Origin of the sequence: Sulfidibacter corallicola, from assembly GCF_017498545.1 — a bacterium.
GTDB classification, from domain to species: Bacteria; Acidobacteriota; Holophagae; order Acanthopleuribacterales; family Acanthopleuribacteraceae; genus Sulfidibacter; species Sulfidibacter corallicola.
In genome coordinates, this window is sequence record NZ_CP071793.1 from 10591838 (window position 1) to 10614836 (window position 22999).

Sequence of the window (22999 nt, forward strand, 5' to 3'; positions counted from 1 at the left end):
CTACTCCCCCGCTTTCTCGGATGATGATTTGTCGAAAAGTTCCCGCAACCGGACGCGACCGCGATCGCCGTAGACGTGCTTTTGGAGCTCGGCCAGGCGGCCTTCCCAAGGGCCGATGGTCCAGCAGTCGGACTCGTCCAGCTCCTCCAGGGGTGGGCCCGGCTCGTTGAGAGGACAGATGTCGCGGTACTCCAGCCAGCCTTCCTCGTCCTCCTCCAGCCAGCGTAGCGGCAAACCCTGGGTACGGCACACGTAGGGACGCACCTCGTAAATGCGGCAGCCGCCTTGGGCGTCGAGAAAGGCGCAGGCGCCCTCGCGTCCGGGCTCTCCCGCGCCGAGCAGGTCCGCAAAACGTTCGCGAATGAGATCGGCCTCGATGCGGAACACGGTCAACCCATCGACACAGCATCCGCTGCAACCGCGGCGACATTGGAGCCGGTCACGATGGACCGTTGCCACGGCCGCGGCGGCAGCCGTCACCTCGGCGTTTAGGTCCGTCAATCGCGCCAAATCGTCGGGAGATGGACCATTCTTCGATCGCACGTCGCCCCGCTCGACGGCACTCCGGGCTTTTATTGTGTCACCGGCCAAGATCGGACCCTCTCTCATGTGTTGGCGGGGTTTGGGTCATACCGTCCAGAATCCCCATCTTCGCGTCGTCACGGGCGCCTCATCGATCGTCATCGGTAAATGGCCCCGGCTCCGCCGATTCTCTCCCCCAAAAAAGACCAAGGCGGCGAACCGTGTCGTTCGCCGCCATGCTCTCAAGGACGGTTGTCTGTCGTGAATCAGGCATCCTTGATTCGGAAGTTAATCCTAAGGGTCACTTGTACATCCGCCGGTTCGCCGTTCACTTTCCCCGGCTTGTATTTCCATCTCCTCACAGCGCGAAGGGCAGCATCCTCGAAACCGTAACGTCCGCGCCCCAATGTTCGAATCACTTCGAGACCCTCTATACGTCCGTCAGCGCGAAATACACCCTGAAGCAACACATAGCCTTGAATGCCAAGTCCTTTGGCGGCCTCGGGGTATTTGGGGTAAACCATGCGGGTTACGATTGGTTTTTGAACACCCTCCTGTCCTACGCGGGGAATCGCAGTCTTGTGGGAAATCACGGCGGAGGTGTTGGCGTAAGAAACAACAGCGCTCAAGAGAAGAAGCTTGATTAGCATGGTAGCTTCGCTCCTTTGCCGTCTCGGATTGATTTATGAAAGAACCATATCCGGTTCTCACAGAGAACCGGTACCCCACCTACTAACCTATCACAGACCAAGAGGAAATTGGAGACCTCTTCAAAGCCCATGCGGTCCGAACGCCTTCGCCACCGGCATTCGTGACGTCGCACACACTTCTTCATCCTGTTCTCGATATGGTGGACTTTTGGCAAAAAAATTACTGAATGGTAACGGCTCGTTGACAGCAGCTTCGGCGTTCCCCGCACCCATGGGTGCACAAGCCCCCCTTCTCGTTTAGGAGGGCATGCATGACCGGAACGCGGTTCATGTCGCGATCACGCCTCACGGCAGGGCTCGCATCTTCGGGTTCACCAACCTATACTATTGAATGTCCAACCCGAAGGTAAGAAAATGATGGGTAAAGATCAGGAAAAAGAGGGGGAGAATTTTTTGAGTAGCGAACACACCAATCAACACAACCCGTTCTGCAAGAACAACTTAGTGAGACAAACCACATACAGGCACATACGTGGAATCGGGCGGCTTCCGCTGGTTCTGTTATTGCTGGGTTGGACCGCGGTTCTTTTCGCGCAGTCCCCCGACAGTGCCTCTTTCTGGCAAGACATCAGCGAACGGGATCTGGACAGTCAAATCGACCGGGCGATCGATGCGGAAGAAAAGCGACTCACCATCCTCTCCGTTCCCGATCTTCGCGACCATCTCGCCCGCCTGGACGAAGTGGCTCGCGGCCAGGGCACCCTGCAACTGGCCGTACCTCATCCCAGCGGCCGAATGGATCTGTTCGAGCTCACCCCCGGGAAGACGATGTCTCCGGAGCTGGCCGTGCGTTTTCCCGAGATCCAAACCTTTACCGGCCGCACCGCCGACGGCCGTTCGATTCTCTACGGCGACCTGACCAGCCAGGGCTTCCACGCGATGGTTCGGCAACTGGACGGCGATTTCTACTACGTCGATCCGTACATCCGCCACCAGGACGATATCTACACCAGTTACTACCGTCGCCACTTCATTCCGGTCGACAACGACTTCATCTGCCATGTCACCGATCTCGACGGCGCCTTGCCGGATGTGGCCCCCCGCGACGATGCCGCGCGCATTCCCATCGAGGGCGAGATGCGCACCTACCGTCTGGCCGTCGCCTGTACCGGTGAATACGCGACCTTCCACGGCGGCACCGTGCCCCTGGCCATGGCGGCGATCGTAACCGCCATCAATCGCGTCAACAGCGTCTACAACATCGACGCCGCCGTTCACATGGAACTGATCCCCAACAACGAAGACATCGTCTATCTGGACGCAGCTACCGACCCCTACAGTAATAGCAATCCCAGCCTGTTGCTGTCGCAGAACCAGGCCAACCTGGACAGCGTCATCGGGTTCGAAAACTACGATGTGGGTCACGTGTTCACCACCGGTGGTGGCGGTCTCGCCGGTCTCGGGGTGATCTGTACGTCGGGCAAGGCCCGCGGCGAAACCGGGCTGAGCAATCCGATCGGCGATCCGTTCTACATCGACTTCGTGGCCCACGAGCTGGGTCACCAGTTCGGGGGTAGCCACACCTTCAACGGTACCAGCGGTAACTGCTCCGGCGGCAACCGTTCCGGCGCCCACGCCTACGAACCCGGCAGCGCCTCGACCATTCAAGGCTACGCGGGGATCTGCAGCGGCCAGAACCTGCAGAACAACAGCGATCCCTATTTCCATATCGAGAGCATTCGCCAGTTTTACGAGACGACCCACCGCAGCGGCGATTGCGCGCAGGTGGCGGTCATCGACAACGCGGCACCGGACATGGAGGCGGGCGACAGCTTCAACATCCCGGCCCGAACACCCTTCACCTTGACCGCCGGCGGCACCGACAGCGACGGTAACGACATCACCTACTGCTGGGAGCAATTCGATTTGGGTCCCGCCTCCGCGCCTGGCATCGACGATGGCGAAGTCCCCCTGTTCCGCAGCTTCAACCCGACCACGAATCCCAGCCGCACCTTCCCGCGCTGGAGCGACCTGCTGGCCGGCACCACCAACATCGGCGAACACCTGCCCACCACCACCCGTGAATTGACCTTCCGCGTCACGGGCCGTGACAACGTGGTCGAAGGCGGCGGCGTGGATTTCGACGAGGTCGTGCTGCAAGTCTCCAACACGGCAGGCCCCTTCGTCGTGACCTCGCAAAGCTCTCCCACCCAATGGGAAGCCGGCTCACAACAGACGGTCACCTGGAACGTGGCCAACACGGACGCGGCCCCGATCAACGCTACGACCGTCGACATCCTGTGGACGGACGACAATGGCCAGACCTTCATCCCAGTCGCCACCAACGAGCCCAACGACGGGGAAGCCACCATCACCGCCCCGATCGGCTGTAATCAGACCGGCCGCATCAAGGTCATGGGCACGGGCAACATCTTCTTCAACATCAACAGCAGCGACATCACCCTGTCCGGCGAAGGCCTCGGCCCCTGGCAGGAATGGAGCCTGGACGCCGATGAGGCGGTCACGCCGGATCGCGATGGCGACGGACGGATCGACATTCTCGACCTCCTGCGGTTCTGCACCGGGTAAGACCTGCCGATACGTCGCCCATCTCCACCCAAGCGGAACCAAGACTTGGGTATTGGGCTTCACCAGCCGACCGCTATAATAAGAGGCCTAGTGCCGCGGAACCCCAACGGGCCGGAACTACCTTCCGGCCCGTCATCGGCACCGTCTCCATTTCATTCATCCGGTCACTCCTCATGCCAGCAGCTTCCACCGAACGCTATATCGAACGTCGCGATCGGCAACGCAAGGTCTTGTTTTTAATCGCGTTGCTGCTTTTTCTATCCTTTGTCGCGAGCACCTTGTTCGGGGATGCCGGACTCCTGATGAACATGCAGGTCAAAACCGAATACCAGCAGTTGATCGAGGAACGGGACGAGCTGGAGACAAAAAACGCCCAGCTCCGCCAGGAGATCCAGGCGCTGAAAACGAGCCCGCGCAAGATCGAGGCGATCGGTCGGGCCGAATACGGGTTCGGTCGGCCGGGCGAGGTGATCTTCTATTTCCCGCCCAAGGAAGAGGAACCGGTTCTCAAGTACGATCCCGCCCAGTCTCCGGAGGGGCGTTCTCCGTAGGCGCAGGGTTTTTGATTCATAAGTCTTTTTTTACCACCGAGTTCCCGGAGTTCCCGGAGGTAAAGACAAAGAGCCGGAGGAAGCTCTGTTCGCCATATTCTGGAAGAATGACCCAGGTGGTTTCTCGGAAGTTCACCGAGAAAGGCACGAATCAGTCAAAGAGACAACCTCTCACCAGAACAAAACAACCTGGTTATTCTCTTATCTTCGATGCGAACAAGGACTATCTAGATAGTGTCCATCCAGAAACAGGTTTTTTTGATAGAGATCCTCTGGATCCTTCGAGTTTCCAATGCAAGCTGTAACCAGGCGTCAGGTATCAGCTAAATACCTTCGAACAAGCATCTTGCTGAAACCTGACGCTTGATCGCGTACCCACCCAGTCGGCCCACTTGGATTGTAGAAATTGGCTCGTTTTTGGATGGGCATTAGATAGTTTCAACAAGACACCCGGATCACAAAGCCCTACCCCGAAAGCCTCCACTAGAAAGGTCGCCGATCTTGGAAAAGCCATTATGCGCAGGATCCGAAAATGGGTTCCGAGTTCGTGTCAACCTGCGTGATGCACGAACGAATTCCGCATCATCAAAGGTGAGCCAGGATGGGATGGTTTCTTGGAAGTTCACAACAAAACTTCCAACAGCCTACATCAATCATTTAACTGCGTTTCCTCCGTGACCTAACAAGGAACCGCTCGAGCCTTTCACCCCTGACAGGAAAAAAGCACCTCCTCAAACAAAGTGTGACTCTCTCCGTGATCTCTGGGGACTCTGTGGTAAAAAAGAACTTACGCCCGAGTCCCCTGCAGCTACGGAGCCTCCCCTCCAAATTATTAGAACTTGTAGTTAAGGCGCACGTGCAAGAACTGACCGAGGGTCTGATGGCCGTTCTCCGCGTTCCAAACCGAGGGCACGAAATTGTCCTGATCGAACAGGTTCCGAATGGCACCCTGGAGTTGCAGTTTGTCGTTGGCCGTCCAAGTCACGCTCAGGTCGGTAGCATAGAAATCGTCCAAGTCCCTGGGATTGGGCACCAGCCCCGTCGTCGGCCCTTCCGTGGCGTCGAACCAGGCACGGTTGGTGAGATAAAAATCCAGGTTGTGCTTGGGCAACACATAGCCGAGGTTGAAGTTGACGAGCGATTTCGGGAAGGCGTCGTACCCAACCGCGCCCGACGCGAAGATCGCTTCACTTTCCACGCGCGACCCGTTGAGGTCCCATCGCCAGTTCTTCTGCCCCCCCTTGAAGGAGATCTCGAAACCGTCCGACTCGTTCTCACCCACGTTCTGATACTCGTTGGTGAAGATCGGATGCTCGATGGGCACCAAAATGATGCCGTCGGTCCACTTGCTTCGGAAGGCCGTGATGTTCAACTTCCACGAATCCGACTGGTACTGGAACACGGCTTCGAAGGTCTTGATGACTTCCGGCGCGAGATCGGTACTGCCCCTGAACAGGATGGTGCCGCGGAATTCGGCAGCGGTCGGCGCGCGAAACGCTTCACCGTAGAGGGCCTTCAACGAGGATTTGGGCGTCGTCATGTAGATCAGGCCGAAGCGCGGCGAATTCTGGCCGCCGAAATCGGAGTAATCGTCGTAACGCCCGCCGAACAGGACCTGGAACTTGTTCTTGAGGAACTTGGCCTTCGCCTCGTAGATCAAACTGTTGATATCGCGATCCACCCCTTTGAGGAAGATCGGCTGTTCGCCGACCCGAATGCGATCGGGTCCGGTGGTAAAGTAACTGACTTCCTCGGGTACTTCCATCGTCTTGTAGCTGTAGCCGATGGCCCACTGGAGGTTCCAGGGATTCTCCGACTGCTTGACGACCAGGTCCACACCGGATTGTTCTTCCTCGACGATGTTCTCACCGCCCAAGCCCACCGTGGGAATCGTCGACAAGTCGGTGAAGGTCTCGACCTCGTCTTCCCAGGAATACAGTTTCCCCTGCACGTTGACGCTGTTCTTCAGGTCCCAGTTGAAACCGACCTTGGCGATGACGGTATCCTGAATCCCGTCGGTGATGTCGCGATCGAGAAAAATGCTGTTGCCCGACAGGCTCTGTCCGCCGCTGACACTCTCCACCGAATCGTGACCCTTGAAATACACCGCGTAATCGGTGCTGAAGGTGTCCTTGTGCTTGGCCCGTAGCTTGACGGCGGCCGTGTAGGCCTCGAAGCTGTTTTCGCGATCCGAGGTTTCCACCATTCGCGTAAAGGGCGAGGTATAGTTGTATTCGATGCCCTGATCGCCCTGGTCGATGCCCGCGAGAGACAATTCGAAGGTATAGCGGTTGTTGAAAACCCGGGTGAACCCCAGGTTGACATGTCGGAATTCTTCGGACGAAAGACTGATACCCGCTTCCAGGTTGTTCTGGTCCGAGGAATAGGTCTTCATCGAAATCACGCCGTGAAAGGCGTCCGATCCATACAGTGCCGAACCGGGACCCCGAATCATCTCGATCTGGTCGAGACCCTGGATGGCCACGCTTCGGATGTCGTACAGACCCGTTCCGTTGCGGAGGGAATTGAGGGGGATCCCATCCAGTACCGTCGCGATGCCACGCACGGAGAGGCTCGAGGTGTAGCCGCGAATCGCGACGGCCGAGCCACCCCAGGCGGTGGGGTACACCATGACCCCCGGCTGGTGACCGATCACGTCACCGAGGTTCTCGGCGCCGTAATGGGACCACTGTTCCTTCGTGATGACCTCGACCGTGGAACCCGATTCCAACTCGGTTTCCTTGAACTGCGAGGCGACGCTCACTTCGATGTTGAGCAATTCATCGAGCGTCAAGTCGGTCAAATCGAGATCGATATCCGTGGCCATCGAATCGACGGCCGAAAAGGTGGCCGCCAGGCACAAAAAGAGGCAAGGTAGAGCGAGTTTCATGGTTTTTCCTTACGAATGGCGTCAAGAAGTCATGCCGACCACCTGGAAGCGCGGCTGTATAAAAAACACATAGATTATTTTTATTATTTACCTAATTATACACCCAACCTCGCGCTTTGGTATGATTTTTAAGAATTTATAAGCCGTACACTTTTCAACCCCGAACCAGAATACATCGACCGTACAGCCGTTTATTTTAAATTCGCCCTCCGCAGGCCGACCATTCCGTCCCATCCCCTCCATCCGATCCAATCGGTCCGGAACGCCCTTCACCGAGCGAGCACGGCGCCCACCTGGCAAAAAAATCAAGATTTTGATTGACTACCTACCAATCGTTAGGTAGATTGCATGTCAGTTCGATTCAATGGAGGTTCGATATGATCGTGGATCATTTGAGTGTCGGTGTGTCCGACATCGACGAGGCCGCACGCTTCTACGATGCAGTGCTGGCATGCCTGGACGTCAAACGAATGGCCAAGATGGACGGCCTGGTCGCCTACGGCACCGATTTCATTCAGTTCATCGCCATCCTGCCCTACGACCAACAAACGGCAACGCGCGGCAACGGTACCCACATCGCCTTCCGCGCCAAGGACAAGACCCAGGTGGATGCCTTCCACGAAGCGGTCCTGGCCCACGGTGGTTCGGACGACGGCGCCCCCGGCCCACGTCCCTACCCGCACCGCGAAGTCTACGCGACCTATGTGCGCGATCCCTTCGGCAACAAACTCGAAGCCCTCACCGACGGCTTCTCGATCTGATCACCAAAGACTGAAGAGGAGACATCTCCATGGAACATAAAGAAGTATTCTGGCTGGGCATGACCGCCGCAATGACCGCCATCGTTTGGGTCCCCTACGTTCTCAATCGCTTCGTGGAACTCGGCATCTGGTCGTCGATCGCCGATCCCGGTGCCGATCTCACCCCCAAGGCCGTCTGGGCCGGCCGATTGATGAACGCCCATAAAAACGCCATCGAAAACCTGGTCGTGTTTGCATCCCTGGTACTCGCTCTGGCAGTATTGGATGTCAGTACACCAGCAACCGGAATGGCGGCGATGATCTACTTCTACGCACGCCTGGGACACATCGCCATGCAGACCTTCGGCGTCCCGGTCGCGCGAACCCTGATGTTCCTGGCCGGGTTCGGCGCCCAGATGGTGCTGGCCTTCGCATTGTTGGGAGCCATTTCATGAAGAACGCCGTCATTACGGGTTTCGGTCAGGGACTGTCCGAGTTCCTGGCCCGACGCCTCTTGGACCGTGGATATCGGGTCACCGGCCTGTCCCGCGGCGGGCGGGGCCTGGCCGAATCCCCCTCGGGCTTCCTGGCCCTCGCCTGTGACGTGGGCGAACCGAAAGCGGTGAGCGAGGCCTTCGATCGAATCCACGCCGAGCAAGGACCGACCACCCTGCTGATTCACAATGCCGCCCAGCTTCTGCTGGACGATTTCATGCAAACCACACCTCAGCAGTTCGAGTCGGTCTGGCGTACGGCCTGTCTTGGCGGCATGCTGTGCACCCAGGCCGCCCTGCCGAACATGCTGGAGGGCGGCGCAGGAACGCTGCTGTTCACCGGAGCCACGGCATCCGTCAAGGCGGGAGAGAAAAGTGCCGCCTTCGCGTCGGCCAAGTTCGGCCTGCGCGGCCTGGCGCAAGCCCTGGCGCGACAGTACGGAAAGCAAGGCATTCACGTCATCCACACCGTGATCGACGGCGTGATCTGGGGCGAGCGCGCCGAAAGGGTGTTCAAGATGGATCCGAAGCGGTGCATGGATGCCGAAGCCATCGCGGATGCCTACCTGCACCTGATCGACCAACCACCGTCCTGCTGGACCCACGAAATCGACCTACGCCCCAACGTGGCCACGTTCTGACAAAGGAGAGACCATGGCATCGATTCACATGGACCTGACGGAAGCCGTCAGCACCCACACGGATGAATTGGACTGGGTCGCCTCGCCCCAACCGGGCGTGATGCGCAAGCGGCTGGAACGCGAGGCGGCGGAATCGGGTCGGGCGACCACCATCGTCCGCTACGATTCGGGCGCCGCCTTTCCCGCCCACCGCCACCCGGGTGGCGAAGAGTATTTCGTCCTGCAGGGAACCTTTTCCGACGAAAACGGAGATTTCGGAGAAGGCACCTACGTGCGCAACCCACCCGGCTCGCGCCACGAACCGTTCAGCAGGGAGGGCTGCACCATCTTCGTCAAGCTGGGTCAAATGGCCCCGACCGGCGAGCCGCAAGTCATGGTGGACACCCACGCCAGGGCCTGGGTGGCGACGGAAATCGAGGGCTACTGGCGCATGCCGCTCTTCACCAGCTCGCAAAACTCGGAGGAAGTGACGCTCGAGCGCCTGGAAGCCGGTGTCACCGTCCCCGCGAACGCGGTCGAGGGGGGCGAAGAAATCCTGGTCCTGTCCGGGGATCTTCGGGTGGACGACATCCCCTACCCGACCCATAGTTGGATCCGCCATCCGGCAGGTAGCCATCGTTCCATCGTCGGCGGAACTGACTGCGTTTTCTGGGTTAAACGTGGTCATTTGCGGCAAGGAACGCTACAATGAGCCCATGACCGATACACGCACCCGCATCTTGGATACCGCACAGGAGTTGATACAAACCCGTGGATTCTGCGCCATGAGTTTTCAACATATCGCGGAAATCGTCGGCATCAAGAAACCCAGCATCATCCACCACTTCGCCAGCAAGTTCGAGTTGGGAAAAGCGGTGATCCAGCGTTATCACCAGTACTTCCTGGGTGCCATGCAGGGCATCCAACACGACCCGAACAAGTCCAACCGCGACGCCCTGGAATTCTACTTCACGCCGTACCTCGATTTCGGCGAGAGTGGCGACAAGGTGTGTCTCTGCGGCGCTTTGGCCGGAGAGTTCATGGCGTTGGGTCCGGAGATGCAGGCCGAGGTGCGGGAATTCTTCGCAGCCCACGAGCGCTGGCTGGAAGAAATCCTGACGGCGGGCAAGGCTGCCGGAGAGTTCCGGTTCGGAGGGACGTCCCACCAACTGGCGCGCATGTTCCTGAGCGCGCTGCAGGGAGGACTGCTGGTGAAGCGCGCCACCGGCAGCACCCACCAGCTTCTGGATGTGATCGACGTGATCCGCAAACAGGTCCACTAAAACCTGTCCACTAAAAACACGAAAAAACACGAAAAAGGTACCCCCGGCATTTCCTGCCCAGTGATGCAATCGCTTCTTCGATGGGTTTCTAGAATACCTTCTGTTTTTTTATCAGTACATCTGGTCTGAGAACTAGATGGTTGTCCAAAGGCCCACGGATTCGGTTCCTGTGTGGCGACGCGCCACACGTGACATTTGATGACTTGTCCACGGATCACACAGATCCACACGAATACGAACGCCGTCATCCCGTACGGGGCCTATTGCGTTGTTTTCCCGCCAACGAAAACAAGAATGCGGGGACAGTCACGCATAAGAATTCTTGATATTTATGCTCTTTGTCACCGCTGTGGTAGCCCGTTCTCCGACATCCTCAAGTGGGTGCATATTCGTGTTCATCCGTTTGATTCGTGGGCAGTGACTTCCCGGTTCCCGAGAACCACCTCCGATGACCTGCAGATCGGGGCCGGGAGTATCTTTTTCGCGTTTTTTCGTGTTTTTAGTGGACAGGGACTGCGGGAGGGACTGCGGGGACAGTCACGCATAAGTATTTAAAATTCTTGATATTTATGCTCTTTGTCACCGCTGTGGGAGCCCGTTCTCCGACATCCTCAAGTGGGTGCATATTCGTGTTCATCCGTTTGATTCGTGGGCAGTGACTTCCCGGTTCCCGAGAACCACCTCCGATGACCTGCAGATCGGGGCCGGGAGTATCTTTTTCGTGTTTTTTCGTGTTTTTAGTGGACAGGTGATTCGTCCGCGAGGGTGGCTCCGGCGACCCGGTTGTCCGCCCGGTTGGCTTCGAGCATCAGCCCGCGTGGATCCAACACCAGAGCCGCCGGCTCTTCCTCCAGCTCGATGCGCACGCGACTCCGCACCTCGGCCAGGCTCACCCGGTGCGCTTTTCCGATCAGGCTTCCGTCTTCCCGATACGCGGCCAGTTCGAGCCATTCGGCCACCGGACCCTGCCGCAAGCCTTCCGTATCCACGCCTTCCACCCGAAGCGCCCAAATATCGGCCTCCACTTGGTAACGACCCTCGGGTAGCGCCTCGACCGCGTACCCTTTCAACTGGAGATCGAACGTCACCACCCGCTCGAAGAGGTCCCGAAGGCGGACGTGCAGATCGGCCGGCGCATGGTCGTAGAGGATCCGCAGGAAATCGGTGCTCGTCGGTCGAGCCGGGTACCGATACCGTTGGAAAAAGGTTTGCAGCACCTGATTGACTCGACCCTCGCCCAGCAATTCGCGCAGCACGTGAACCGCGTGACCGCCTTTGAAGTAATAGACATAGGGTTGGAATCCGACGCGGTTCAGGGGATTCTCGGGCTCGGTTTGGTAGCCGCGATAAAAGAAGTACAGATCCACCATGTCGGCCAAGTAATCGTCTGAGGCCGATGGCCCGAACGCGGCGTCGTAGGCTACCATTTCCGCGTATTTGGCCAAGGTTTCGGTGAGCATTCGGTAGCCCTCCGCGGGGGCCGGTTCCAATTGGTCGCCCCACCACTGGTGGGCGATCTCATGCGCCGTGCGCCGGTAGACCAGGTTGAAATCTGCCGGATCGCTTTGATCCATCAGGAAGAACCGGTCCTCCACCGCGAAAATGGTCGTGGGGTAGGAAGTCGCCGCAAAAGCCCCGGAGAAGGAGGGTACCTCGACAATCCGCAACACGTCGTAGGGATAGGATCCCCATTGGTCCTGAAAGTAATCCAGCGAGGCCTTGGCCGCTTCGAGAACCGTGGCCACATTGGCCTCGTGCCCCTCCGCGGTCCACACCGAAATGGCCACATCCCGATGATCGGTCCGCGCCTGCCGGTAGCGTCCTACCGCCACGGCGAAGTGGTTGGCGGTTTCCCGAGCTATGCGATAGTGGAAGTAGCGCCGCCCGTCGCGATCCCACGCCCGCACGAGGCGACCCAGGGTCACGGCCGCCAGGCCGGGTGGCGTAGAAAGTACCGCTTCGAAACGAAGGTGATGGGGACGCACTTCCGGCACCGCTTCGAGGGTCGCCATTTCCCGGTAGGGCCCCAATCCGCGTTTCGCGCGCTCGTGAGGGTCCGCCAACTCGACCGACCGATCGTATCCAATCGCCGGCAGGTATTTGTTCAACTCGACGTACGCGGCACCTGGCAGTACGTAATTTTCGGGATCCAGATCGGTGAACCCGGACTTGGTAACCTCCAGCTCGAAGGTCAGTGATCCCTGGTCACCCGGCCGCAAGGGGTGGTCGAAGGCGTAGGTTTCCATGGAGAACGTCTCATCCAAACCCACCGTCGTAGCGTGCGCGACGGTCACGCGTGCCTCGCGTCGGTTTTGGTGGGGCACCCCGATCACTATCCGTTCGATGACGCCACCCGTCTCGTTGACGAAGTCGTAGCGACCGACGACGCGGTAGCGCCGCTCATCAGGATAAAAATCGACGTTCAACTGGATATCGGAAATCCGCGGTGCCGGCTCTTCGGCCAAATACTTGTAGGTCCGCTCGTATTGGGCGCGCCAATCGGCGTCCCGCTCCTCGCCACGAAAGGTATTGAGGTAGTTCACCCGATAGAAGACGTAGCCCCCCGTGCCCAGGAACACCAGCGTGCCAAGGGCCGCGAGACCCACGGACCCATACGACAGGCCACCGGTACGACGCCGCGCGCCGCGCCGCCAGAACACCAGGGTCAGGGCGCACACCATGCCGGCCAAGCCCACTCGGAACAGCATGTTCCAATGATCGGCCGCCCCGCCATAACCCCTGCCGATCATGTCCGACACGTTCAGGTCGGGAAAAAACACCGGGCCGAACAGCGGGTGGTCGAGCCCGCTGAGACGGCGCAGGACCCCTCCCGAGAGAAGGACCATCACCCCAAAGATCATGCCCAGATACTTGTTGGGCGAAAGGTTCTGGACACACAGCACCCAGGCCGCATAACACAGCAACGGCAGGCCCGCCGCATAGAACAGGTTCAGGTAGAGTTCCGGCCGCCGCGGTACGAACCCGTTCAGAAGCTGGAAGGCGACGGCCACCAGCACTCCGGCCAGAATCAGCACACCGATCAACATCCCCGACACCAGCAATTTCGCCAAGAACATCGCCCCGCTGGGCACGGCCGTGGCATCGACGATCGGCGCCACCCCGCGACCACGCTCGAACCAGGCCAATTCGGAGACGAAAAAGAGCACGACCAGCGGACCCAGTTTGCTCAGGGGATCCTGCAGAACCGGCAGGATCAGGCTGGTCAACGGGAGATAGGGCGTGTTCAGCTCGCCGCGGCTGATATCGTCGTAAATGGTGACGGCCACGAAAAAGACGCCGAGCAGCAGCATGACGACGAAAGGAATGCCCCGCACCATGACCTGTGTTTCCACCGCCACTTTCGAGAACGCGGCGCGAAGATGCGCCCCCCATCGGTTCACCGTGACCGGCACGGGCACATAAGGACCGAGTGGTAGGGGAGCATCGCCCGGGATTCCCATCGAAGGTCCCGCCTTTCGGGGGCGTGGCTTGCGGAAGGAGAACCCCTGGTAGACGTAGCAGAACAAGGAAAGCGAAAAGGCGGTCCACATCATGCGGTTGAAGAGGAACCCTCCCTCGAGCGCGAGGAGCTGGGTGTTCTTCTCGACGAAACTCCAGTACCGCGTTTGTTCGAACAGGGCGATCATGCCGTAGGGATCCATCAATACGGCCGGCGCCATGTCTTCCGGCGGCAGGATTTTGGATTGCGCCATGAGCGGCGAATTACCCAACATGGAACCCAGCATGTACAGAAGGTAGAGGGTCACCGCGGCCACGTAGGTCGCCGCATTGCTGCGCGTCAGCGCCGCGGCGGCAAAGATGGCGGCGGCACCGAAGAGCACGTTGGGCAGCCCGATCGTCAACCATGCCTGCAGGTAGGGCCATATCCGGTGCGGGCCCAGGCTTTCGGGATCTTGATTGGGCAGCAGGGAACCCAGGAACAGGCCGAGCACCCCGCAACCGAGAACCAGACCCGCCACCACCACCAGCCCGGAACCGCGGCTGACCAAGTACTGGAAGCGAGTGACGGCGGTTGCATAGACGATTTCCTCCATGCCGTGCTCGCGATCGCGCAGGATGGCGTTGCCGGCGAAAACTGCCAGCGCGAAGGGACTCGCCAACGAGAGAATGCCGGTACCGAAGGCGATCGAAAAGGGCGCGTTCAACCAGACGTCGATGCCGCCGTGAAGTGAGAAACTCATCAGCGCACCCAAAAGGAAAAAGGCGAGCGCGCTCAAGCGCACGGCGGTCTGGCGAAGGTGAAGTTCGATTTCGAAGCGAAACAACCGGATCAGCACGACGACACCTCTTCCCGAACCTCGGCCAACGCGGCGAAAAAGACGTCCTCCAGGTCCGGTTCGTGGGGTACGAACGCCTCGTCGGGCGGTCGATCGGCCAGCACCCGCACGTGGGTCCGCCCGGCGACCAACCGTTCGCAGAGCACCTGACAGTGCCGGCGAAGCTCGGGCAGGTCCGCTCGCGAGATTTCCCGACGCCAGATACGTCCGGAAACTCGGGCGATCAAGGTTTCGGGTCGCCCCTGCAAGAGCACCCGCCCCTCGTGGAGCACCGCCATCCGCGAACAGAGCTGGCGCACGTCTTCGACGATGTGCGTCGAGAGGATCACCACGATGTGCTCGCCGATCTCGCTGAGCAGATTGTGAAAGCGGTTGCGCTCCTCCGGGTCGAGCCCCGCGGTCGGCTCGTCGACGATGATCAGGCGAGGATCGCCGAGCAGGGCTTGTGCGATGCCGAACCGTTGCCGCATCCCGCCGGAAAAGCTTCCGACGGCTTTCTTGCGAACCTGGTACAGGTTGGTACGCTTCAACAAGTTGGCCACCTGCTCGCGGCGGGCGGCCTTGTCCATCACCCCCTTCAGGATGGCCAGATGGTCGAGCAGGTTCTCGGCGGAAATCTTGGGGTAGACGCCAAACTCCTGGGGCAGATAGCCCAGCACTTCGCGCACCGCGTGGGGATAGCGCACGATGTCGGTCCCATCCAACAGGATGCGGCCGCTGTCCGGTTCCTGCAAGGCCGCGATGGTGCGCATCAAAGTCGACTTCCCCGCCCCGTTCGGCCCCAGGAGCCCGAACATGCCGGTACCGATCTCGAGGGTCACGCCGTCGAGCGCGACGACCCCGTTCCCATAGGTTTTCGAAAGATTGGTGATGGTGAGCAACTGAACCTCCCGTGCCGCTGTTTCTGGAGCCAGCTTAGAGGCTTTTTCCCGCCCATCGGCGCGCCAATGGACCAACGACCGCCAAAACCGGATGAACGGCGGCCGTCCACCGTACTTGCTGGGAAATCCCGGAGGGACGGGATTTCTTCATGGTTTTTGGCGTTTTGGGCTTTTTTTCTACCACAAAGTTCGCAGAGGACACGGAGAAAAGAACACAGAGCAGCCGAGAACAATCCTCACTATCGCATCAGAAGCTATTTGGGAAAAATGATATTCAAAAACGGACATACTGCTCTAATTCATAAACCACTTATAAAATACAACTTACCTCGCTCAGTACATCAATCGATTTCATCATTTTGTTAATACATCTTGCTCATTTCACATTAAACCAAAACCTGAAAGAGGGGCCATCACCGAAGGTAATATAAACAAGTATCGATGCATAAAGGAAACATTGAATCATCAAATGACATGGTTTTGTAAACCTACCAACTGGATGCGTGACCCTGGGTGTCGATTACCCTCTTTGGCGACCTAAACCCTTTCTAAACTACTGATGTCAGGATTACCCACAAATACGAACACAGTATTAAAACCATCATAACCTCACAATATCAAGACATTTACAACAAGCAAATCACAACTCAGCGTTCTCTGTGAACTCAGTGGTAAAAACCGCAGTCACCGCCAGCCGGGATGGAAAACCACCTCTTCATCTCACATCCAACTCGAAGGCGTTCGTCAACTCAGGCGGTCGTTCGTCCTTCGCCTTTTTGCGCTGGCCGGGAATCCCATTAAAATAAGCTCAGCCACAGGGCCATTCCCAAGTCACGGATGCGGTCGATGAAACGGTTGATTCTGTTTTTCTGCGGAACCCTTTTGTTTTTTGCTTCGGCGATCCTATTGAACCGTTACGGCAATCGCGACCTGATGACCGTCTTTCTGACACTGACCCTGGCCGCACCGCTCGGCTACCTGATCGCGGTCCGTGCCAGCCAGCGTGGCCGGTTGCTGCGGCTGCGCGAGGAATCGCTGCGCGCGGAACTGCTGCTCCTGAAGAACCAAATCAACCCACACTTCTTCTTCAATACCCTGAACAATCTCTACGGGCTGGCCCGCGAGAAATCGGATCTGGCGCCGCTCATGATCCTCAAGCTGTCCGACATGATGCGGTTCACGATTTACGAGGGCCGTAAGGACCAGGTGTTCCTGAAGGATGAAATCGAGTACCTTCGAAATTACATCGAACTCAACGAGATCCGATACCGCGAGGAAGTGGAGATCCGCTTCGAAGAAGAGATCGAGGACGAATTGGTGCGCATTCCCCCGCTGATGTTCATCATGCTTTTGGAAAACGCCTTCAAACACGGCGCCTCGACCCTCACCGAAGGGGCCTTCATCCACATCCACCTCCGAGCCGACGGTACGGACGTCGCTTTCCAAGTCACAAACAATTACGATCCAGCCGGAACGAGATCCAAACCCGGCATCGGCATGATCAACCTGCAGCGACGGCTGGCCCTGCTCTATCCGGACCGTCACCGAATGACCGCGATCGCGGAGGACGGCGTGTACACCGCATCGTTGCAAATCGGAGCCTTATGAAGTACCTCATCGTGGACGACGAACCCATCACCCACCAGATCATCGAAGACTACTGCCGCGAGTTGGATTTCCTGTCCTGTGCGGGCAACTGCTACGACGGCCTACAGGCACTCAATCACCTGGATCGCGAACCGGTGGACCTCATCTTTCTGGACATCCAAATGCCCAAACTCCAGGGCTTCGACTTTCTCCAAACCCTGAAACGGCCTCCCCAGATCGTGATCATTTCGGCCCATCGCGAATACGCCCTGGAGAGCTACGACTTCGACGTGTGCGACTACCTGCTGAAACCCTTCAGCTTCGAGCGCTTCCTTCGGGCGGTCCAGAAGGCCCGAGCGCGTGGTGACGAAGAGGCACCGACCGCCTCGACCGAACGGGAACGCCACGAAACGATGTTCATCAAGGACGACAAGAAATACCACCAGGTCAAATTCGACGAAATCTGCTACGTCGAGGCCTGTCGCAATTACTGCATCGTGCACCTGACCGGACGTCGCATCATCACGCTCGAAAAAATATCGGCGATGGAGACCAATCTGCCGGCCAAGTCCTTCCTTAGAATTCATCGCTCCTACATCGTCGCCGTCAACCGAATCTCGGAAATCGCGAACGACAGGGTCCACATCGGCGCGGAAGAGATCCCCATCGGACGGACGTACAAGGCCAAGGTCCACGCGTTCCTATCCGGCGCCCATCCAGAAACGAATTAGCTGCGACTCCCAGGGTAGCCAGCCTGGATGGACACTCGGTCCGCACGGGCAAAGGCGACCCCGCCAGACGACGGGGACCCCTCGGGCACAAGCCCTTTCACATGACTCAGGCTTCCGGCTTGCGGAACAGGAAGGTGAAGCGATCCGTGTTGCCGGTGACCGTCTTTCGGCCTACCTCGTAACGCAACTCGTCGTCGGGACGGAAGAACATGTCGGAGTAGTCCACGAACTCGAAACCCGCATCCAACAAGTGCTTGATGATCAGGACGGGGTCGCGGCGACGCCCGTTTTCGCCGCTCTCGGCTTCCATGTGACGGCGGGTGTGGTCGATGATGGCGTAATAGCCACCCGGCTTGAGTGCCTTGAAGACCTGCTTGTTGAAAACTTGGGCGCCTTCGTTGGAAAAGCCGTGATATTCGCGAATGGAAAGTACCATGTCCAAATCGGCGACATCCAGCTTCATCTTGCTGGTATCGAAACAACGGTTTTCCCGGTCCCACCCAATGCCGTTGTCATAGACCTTCACGTTGGAAAAGTTTTCGGTTTTCAGCAATTCGTTCAGGTTCTTGGGGATCCAATTGGGATTGGTCGCGACGATCAGCTCGCCCTTTTCGTTGAGGAGCGGCCCCAGGATTTCGGTGTACCAACCGGCTCCGGGCATGAACTCCAGCACTTTCATGTCCTCGCGAATTCGGAAGAACTCGAGGGCCCGCACCGGGTTGCGGTTACGGTCTCGGTCTTTGCTGGCCTGGGAGCGATGCTCCATGTTCATGATCTCTTGAACCCGCTTCTGCAGGTCGCTCATTTGGGGACCTTGAGCCAAGGCGGACAGACTCAATCCCAGGCACAAAATTAGGGAAAATGGTTTCATGACAATGCTCCAAAAAGATGATGGATGTTGGTTCTTATGGGGAAATCACCTAGATAGTTTCACCCTATCGACCGGAACGAAGCTTTTCGCCCCACTGATTCCAAAAACCGAAACGACCTTCTCCTTTTCAATCGAACCAGATCCCACAGGCCACGCCTGACCCGGTGATTTCCCTTGGTGACCCCGAGGCCAACGATGGCGTTCGAAACCCGCCCCGGTCCGTGAGCGGACCCCTGCCGGCCCCTCCGAAACCAGAGCGGAAGGGCGGGGCACCAGAAACCATGAGGGGAGATTACAAGGGAAGGGCACCAAACACCACACCAAAAACAGAACGTTTTGTTTTTGGCTTTTTACCCAAACATGGAAAAAAGTTGTCGTTATTGGGACATCATTTCTCAAGAATTTCTTCACCTCGTGCGATAGGGTACTTTGTCCAAGGGCATAATAGCGTCAATAAAAAAACATATTGACAATCACATGCCTTTGTGAGCCACAAAATCCAAACTCTTTATTTGGATTTTTGCCGAAAGAACGACAGAAACAACAAGAACGCGAAAATTTAAACTAAAAGGAATTTAGCGCATGTCTGAACTTAGAATGAGCGATCTCTCCAAAATCGACGGCCTGATCGGAGGGTGTCTCGTAGATGTAAGTAGTGGAATGGTTTTGGGTCAAATCATCATCAACAACAAGCTCGATATCGAAGTGGCCGCAGCCGGGAATACGGCGGTTGTCATCGCCAAGCGGAAAACCATCACGAGCCTCGGCCTGGAAAACGACATCGAAGACATCCTGATCACCCTTTCGGACCAGTACCATATTATCCGTCCGCTGCAAGGAAACGAAGACCTGTTCCTCTACATCGCCATGGAGCGCGACAAAGCGAACCTGGCCATGGCGCGGCACAAATTGAGAGGTTTCGAAAAGTCGCTGGATTTCAGTTAGTATAATTTTTTCGCCAGAATCTCACTACCACTTTCAATCGGATATACGCATTCCATATATGACATAATGCCCATCCAGGATCATTCCATCCTCCGTGCACAGGGGGCTGGATGGGTACCGTTCGGACTTCGGGTGTCGGGTCCCGGCCAAGCCATGCCCGCGCACGCTCCGCCGGAGCCCCGGCTCACGGGGCCGGCCCGTGCGCGTGGCGACCCTTTATCCCCATTATTATCGCATCCCCCGCTTTGCATCACAGAGCCGCCGCTCTGGCCAGCCAATGCCTTGATGATAAACCCAGCCGATATCGACCGCATTATCGACGACCTGTTGCGCGAGGAAGAACTACTGGTGCTCGCGTCGAAACCAGGCTGTTGAGGGTCCCGCCAACCTCGCTGGACACGGGATAGTTTCGGCGGGCGCTGCTTTACGGGATCGATCTCGGAGCGCGGGTCAGGCTGGCCTTTCCGGCCCAACGGGCGACGAACTTGACCGCCTCTATGATCTTGATCATATTCGCGTTACCCGTCGGGTGGTTAGAGTCGGGCCCGAATTGAAAACGATGGAACGAAGGTGGTTGCCCGTGGCATTCGAGATCAAGGTTCGCAAGACGTTTTCCGCATCCCATCAACTGCGCCATGCCAGTGGTGGCTGCGAACGACTCCACGGCCACAACTGGGTGTGCCTCGTCTACGTGTGTGGCGACACACTCGACCGGAACGGCCTGCTCGTGGATTTCCGCGACATTCAGGCAGCGTTGACCGGCGTCATCGACGAACTGGAACACACCCACCTGAACGATCTGGCGCCGTTCCGGATCCTGAACCCCACGGCAGAGAACCTGGCCAAACACGTATTCGAAGGCGTGCAGAAGGGTTTGGACGAGAACCGGAACAATCGCGCTCGCGTCAGCCGGGTCGAGATTTTCGAGACGGAAGACTGCTCGGCGGCCTACTTCCTGCCGCAGGAGGCGGCATCCGGGATCGCCACGTGACCCAGCGCGGGCACGTGGGCATCGCCGGCGCGGGTCTGGTCGGCCGCATCCTCGCCTTTTCCCTGCTTCGCCGCGGCTGGCGCGTCACCCTGTTCGACCGGGACCGCCTCGACGGCCGCGAAAGCTGCGGCATGGCCGGAGCCGGCATGTTGGCGCCTTTCGCGGAATTGGAACACGCCGAACCGATCGTAAACCACCTCGGGTTGGAAGGCCTTCACCTGTGGCCCCAAATCCTGAGCGCCTGCAAAAAGCCGGTGTTTTTTCAGCAGGAAGGCTCGCTGATGGTGGCCGAACCAAAGGATCGGCCGGACCTGGCGCGTATTCACCGGCGCGTTCTCGCCAAGATCGAGGACGCACAAGATGTCATCGCCGTCGACAGCCACGCCATGCGCCATTTGGAGCCGAACCTGTGTGGAAGGTTTGGTGCGGGGCTCTACTTCCCCAGTGAAGGCCAACTGGAAGGCTGGGAACTGTTCCCGGCCCTGATGCACGAGATCCTCGATCGAGGCGCCCGGTGGCACACGTGCACCGAGGTCCGTCACTTGGGTGCACACCGCATCGAAACCCAAGACGGTGCCCACGAATTCGATTGGGTCATGGACTGCCGGGGGCTCGGTGCACGACCGGACCTGAAGCGGTTGCGCGGCGTGCGCGGGGAGCTGATCGCGGTCGAGGCGCCGGACGTGCGCCTGACCCGACCGATTCGCCTGATCCAGCCCCGATTTCCCGTGTACGTGGTGCCCCGCCCCGACTCGATCTACCTGATCGGGGCCACCGTCATCGAAAGCGATTCGCTGGCCCCACTCAGCGTGCGCGGCGGTTTGGAGTTGCTGGCCGCCGCCTACCACCTGGACCCCGGATTCGCCACGGCCAGGATCTGCAATGTCTCGATTCACTGCCGGCCGGCATTCCCCGACAACGTGCCGAGGGTGCTGCACCGGCCAGGCCTGATCCGACTCAACGGATTGTATCGCCACGGATTCCTGGCGACGCCGGCCATCGTCGCCGACGTCCTGGCCCACCTGGCAGGCGCGCTGGACGACATCCAATTCCCGGAGTTGTGGCATCGCGAATCGGAGTGACGCGGTTCATTCCGCAGCCCAGGGTCACCTCATCCATCGACCGTCCCTGGAGGATGCCCAGCGCCCACGAGGCGCCAGCCCACCCGTTCCCTCCTTGTTCCCGTAATTCATGATTCCCCGGTTTTTCACGGGTGTACCCCATCGCCAACACCCCGAACATGACCGAGCAAGGATCAAAAATCCGATGTGCGTGTCATTGTCCGGGTCTTTTCACGCCTTGTCCTATGGGGACCCCACACCGCCCGCTCGTTGAATCAGAGACTCCCCTGATCATGCTCATCCCTAAGCGGCGGTCTCGCACTACGCCCGCCTGACACCCAATCCCGCGTGATTCCGCCATCGAGAATGGGACTTTGGCACATACCTTCCAAAGCAGTATCGCTGACACCTGAAAGCCGATACCGAGCCCAACCAGACCCCTTCGAGGGCGCTTTCGTTTTCGTTATTGGATGGGCAAGAATCCGTCGTCCTTCCTTTTCTGAGGACCATTTTTCCCAATTTTTCCGTTCTTTTTTAAACGCGCCACCAGCTCTCAGCGTAAGGACCCAAAGTCGGAAAAACATGACCCGGAGCCTCTTCCAAATCCGCCGACAACCAAGATTTACGAGATTTTGACACAACTCGTGGCTCGCTGCGTTGACAGCAAAAAAAAACTGGATCACAATTTTCTCGAGTCGCTCACAACGGAGGGTAGATGTATAACCCCATCGCACGTGGCATGGCGCCTGGTGACATCACCAACTTACTCAACGACCCCAACAACCCCGAGGCCTTGAACCAGGTCATTCCACTGGTTTATCAGGATTTGAAGCGTATCGCCGGGAACTACTTGAAAGGGTCTCCCGACCATACCCTGCAACCCACGGCCCTGGTTCACGAGGCCTATCGCGAGCTGGCCTGCAAAAAGGAACTCCAATTCAAAAACCGCGAACATTTTTTCGCGTGTTCGGCGCTGATCATGCGCCACCTATTTTTCAAATACGCGCGCGACATGAAGCGCCTCAAACGCGGCGGCGATCAGATCAAGGTTTCGCTCGACGAATGCCTGGTCGGCGCCAAGTCGCTGGACCCTGACAGCTTGCTGAGCCTTCAATCGGCTTTGGACAAGCTCAAGCAAATGGATCCCTCCAAACACCGCATCGTCGAGCTGCGCTCCTTCCTCGGCCTGAGTATGGCGGAAATCGCCGCCGTCACGAAAGTGGCCCTGCGCACGGTCGAACGCGAGTGGCAGTTCTGCCGCGTGTGGCTCGCTCGCGAGCTACAGGCCTGACCAG

General features: G+C 58.3%; 19 protein-coding genes. 13 read left to right on the top strand and 6 right to left on the bottom strand.

Annotation, left to right across the window (positions count from 1 at the left end; translation table 11 throughout):
- Together J3U87_RS31720 and J3U87_RS31725 are read right to left on the bottom strand one after the other, a co-directional pair.
- Positions 1-501 carry a YkgJ family cysteine cluster protein gene (locus J3U87_RS31720; RefSeq protein ID WP_237379821.1) on the bottom strand — a complete coding sequence of 167 codons (501 nt, stop codon included), beginning with the start codon at positions 499-501 and terminating at the stop codon, positions 1-3.
- A 287-nt stretch (positions 502-788) separates the two neighbouring features.
- A complete protein-coding gene (locus tag J3U87_RS31725; RefSeq protein ID WP_237379822.1) occupies positions 789-1172 on the bottom strand; it encodes an energy transducer TonB in 384 nt (127 codons plus the stop codon).
- 564 nt (positions 1173-1736) lie between these two features.
- Here J3U87_RS31725 and J3U87_RS31730 point away from each other — a divergent pair.
- Both J3U87_RS31730 and J3U87_RS31735 read left to right on the top strand, forming a co-directional pair.
- Positions 1737-3761, top strand: a complete 2025-nt coding sequence (locus J3U87_RS31730; RefSeq protein ID WP_237379823.1) for a reprolysin-like metallopeptidase — start codon at positions 1737-1739, stop codon at positions 3759-3761.
- A gap of 173 nt (positions 3762-3934) precedes the next feature.
- Positions 3935-4312, top strand: a complete 378-nt coding sequence (locus J3U87_RS31735; RefSeq protein ID WP_237379824.1) for an FtsB family cell division protein — start codon at positions 3935-3937, stop codon at positions 4310-4312.
- Positions 4313-5144: 832 nt separating this feature from the next.
- Here J3U87_RS31735 and J3U87_RS31740 read toward each other — a convergent pair.
- A complete protein-coding gene (locus tag J3U87_RS31740) occupies positions 5145-7202 on the bottom strand; it encodes a TonB-dependent receptor plug domain-containing protein (RefSeq protein ID WP_237379825.1) in 2058 nt (685 codons plus the stop codon).
- A gap of 377 nt (positions 7203-7579) precedes the next feature.
- On the opposite strand from J3U87_RS31740, the gene J3U87_RS31745 reads away from it, so the two are divergent.
- The 5 genes from J3U87_RS31745 to J3U87_RS31765 are packed head-to-tail and all read left to right on the top strand — an operon-like array spanning position 7580 to position 10339.
- Complete coding sequence (locus J3U87_RS31745; RefSeq protein ID WP_237379826.1) at positions 7580-7963, top strand: VOC family protein; 384 nt, start codon at positions 7580-7582, stop codon at positions 7961-7963.
- A gap of 29 nt (positions 7964-7992) precedes the next feature.
- Complete coding sequence (locus J3U87_RS31750; protein ID WP_237379827.1) at positions 7993-8397, top strand: MAPEG family protein; 405 nt, start codon at positions 7993-7995, stop codon at positions 8395-8397.
- A complete protein-coding gene (locus J3U87_RS31755) occupies positions 8394-9077 on the top strand; it encodes an SDR family NAD(P)-dependent oxidoreductase (protein ID WP_237379828.1) in 684 nt (227 codons plus the stop codon). Before J3U87_RS31750 ends, J3U87_RS31755 begins: the two co-directional genes overlap by 4 nt.
- A gap of 13 nt (positions 9078-9090) precedes the next feature.
- On the top strand, positions 9091-9768 hold the full coding sequence (locus J3U87_RS31760) for a cupin domain-containing protein (protein WP_237379829.1): 678 nt from the start codon (positions 9091-9093) through the stop codon (positions 9766-9768).
- A gap of 4 nt (positions 9769-9772) precedes the next feature.
- Positions 9773-10339, top strand: a complete 567-nt coding sequence (locus tag J3U87_RS31765; protein WP_237379830.1) for a TetR/AcrR family transcriptional regulator — start codon at positions 9773-9775, stop codon at positions 10337-10339.
- A gap of 737 nt (positions 10340-11076) precedes the next feature.
- Here the strand turns inward: J3U87_RS31765 and J3U87_RS31770 are convergent.
- Positions 11077-14637 (bottom strand): ABC transporter permease/M1 family aminopeptidase, encoded by a 3561-nt coding sequence (locus tag J3U87_RS31770; protein ID WP_237379831.1) that lies wholly within the window; start codon positions 14635-14637, stop codon positions 11077-11079.
- Positions 14631-15518, bottom strand: a complete 888-nt coding sequence (locus J3U87_RS31775) for an ABC transporter ATP-binding protein (protein ID WP_237379832.1) — start codon at positions 15516-15518, stop codon at positions 14631-14633. Before J3U87_RS31775 ends, J3U87_RS31770 begins: the two co-directional genes overlap by 7 nt.
- Before the next feature lie 846 nt (positions 15519-16364).
- Here J3U87_RS31775 and J3U87_RS31780 point away from each other — a divergent pair.
- A complete protein-coding gene (locus J3U87_RS31780) occupies positions 16365-17126 on the top strand; it encodes a sensor histidine kinase (RefSeq protein WP_237379833.1) in 762 nt (253 codons plus the stop codon).
- Positions 17123-17836, top strand: a complete 714-nt coding sequence (locus J3U87_RS31785) for a LytR/AlgR family response regulator transcription factor (RefSeq protein ID WP_237379834.1) — start codon at positions 17123-17125, stop codon at positions 17834-17836. Before J3U87_RS31780 ends, J3U87_RS31785 begins: the two co-directional genes overlap by 4 nt.
- A 106-nt stretch (positions 17837-17942) precedes the next feature.
- On the opposite strand, the gene J3U87_RS31790 is transcribed toward J3U87_RS31785, so the two are convergent.
- Positions 17943-18707 carry a class I SAM-dependent methyltransferase gene (locus tag J3U87_RS31790; RefSeq protein ID WP_237379835.1) on the bottom strand — a complete coding sequence of 255 codons (765 nt, stop codon included), beginning with the start codon at positions 18705-18707 and terminating at the stop codon, positions 17943-17945.
- Positions 18708-19289: 582 nt separating this feature from the next.
- Between J3U87_RS31790 and J3U87_RS31795 the strand changes: the two genes are divergently transcribed.
- From J3U87_RS31795 to J3U87_RS31810, 4 genes are all read left to right on the top strand, one after another.
- Positions 19290-19652 (top strand): hypothetical protein, encoded by a 363-nt coding sequence (locus J3U87_RS31795; protein ID WP_237379836.1) that lies wholly within the window; start codon positions 19290-19292, stop codon positions 19650-19652.
- Positions 19653-20232: 580 nt separating this feature from the next.
- On the top strand, positions 20233-20643 hold the full coding sequence (locus tag J3U87_RS31800; protein WP_237379837.1) for a 6-pyruvoyl trahydropterin synthase family protein: 411 nt from the start codon (positions 20233-20235) through the stop codon (positions 20641-20643).
- Positions 20640-21725 (top strand): FAD-dependent oxidoreductase, encoded by a 1086-nt coding sequence (locus J3U87_RS31805; RefSeq protein ID WP_237379838.1) that lies wholly within the window; start codon positions 20640-20642, stop codon positions 21723-21725. Before J3U87_RS31800 ends, J3U87_RS31805 begins: the two co-directional genes overlap by 4 nt.
- A 694-nt stretch (positions 21726-22419) precedes the next feature.
- Entirely contained in the window at positions 22420-22995 is a 576-nt protein-coding gene (locus J3U87_RS31810) for an ECF-type sigma factor (RefSeq protein ID WP_237379839.1), read from the top strand.
- Positions 22996-22999 lie beyond the last annotated feature (4 nt).

Bases quoted from the DNA above. Each gene is read 5' to 3' on its own strand.
- J3U87_RS31785 (WP_237379834.1), top strand. From the start codon at position 17,123: ATGAAGTACCTCATCGTGGACGACGAACCCATCACCCACCAGATCATC.
- J3U87_RS31780 (WP_237379833.1), top strand. From the start codon at position 16,365: ATGAAACGGTTGATTCTGTTTTTCTGCGGAACCCTTTTGTTTTTTGCT.
- J3U87_RS31735 (WP_237379824.1), top strand. From the start codon at position 3,935: ATGCCAGCAGCTTCCACCGAACGCTATATCGAACGTCGCGATCGGCAA.
- J3U87_RS31760 (WP_237379829.1), top strand. From the start codon at position 9,091: ATGGCATCGATTCACATGGACCTGACGGAAGCCGTCAGCACCCACACG.
- J3U87_RS31795 (WP_237379836.1), top strand. From the start codon at position 19,290: ATGTCTGAACTTAGAATGAGCGATCTCTCCAAAATCGACGGCCTGATC.
- J3U87_RS31745 (WP_237379826.1), top strand. From the start codon at position 7,580: ATGATCGTGGATCATTTGAGTGTCGGTGTGTCCGACATCGACGAGGCC.
- J3U87_RS31740 (WP_237379825.1), bottom strand. From the start codon at position 7,202: ATGAAACTCGCTCTACCTTGCCTCTTTTTGTGCCTGGCGGCCACCTTT.
- J3U87_RS31810 (WP_237379839.1), top strand. From the start codon at position 22,420: ATGTATAACCCCATCGCACGTGGCATGGCGCCTGGTGACATCACCAAC.
- J3U87_RS31755 (WP_237379828.1), top strand. From the start codon at position 8,394: ATGAAGAACGCCGTCATTACGGGTTTCGGTCAGGGACTGTCCGAGTTC.
- J3U87_RS31725 (WP_237379822.1), bottom strand. From the start codon at position 1,172: ATGCTAATCAAGCTTCTTCTCTTGAGCGCTGTTGTTTCTTACGCCAAC.
- J3U87_RS31765 (WP_237379830.1), top strand. From the start codon at position 9,773: ATGACCGATACACGCACCCGCATCTTGGATACCGCACAGGAGTTGATA.
- J3U87_RS31750 (WP_237379827.1), top strand. From the start codon at position 7,993: ATGGAACATAAAGAAGTATTCTGGCTGGGCATGACCGCCGCAATGACC.
- J3U87_RS31790 (WP_237379835.1), bottom strand. From the start codon at position 18,707: ATGAAACCATTTTCCCTAATTTTGTGCCTGGGATTGAGTCTGTCCGCC.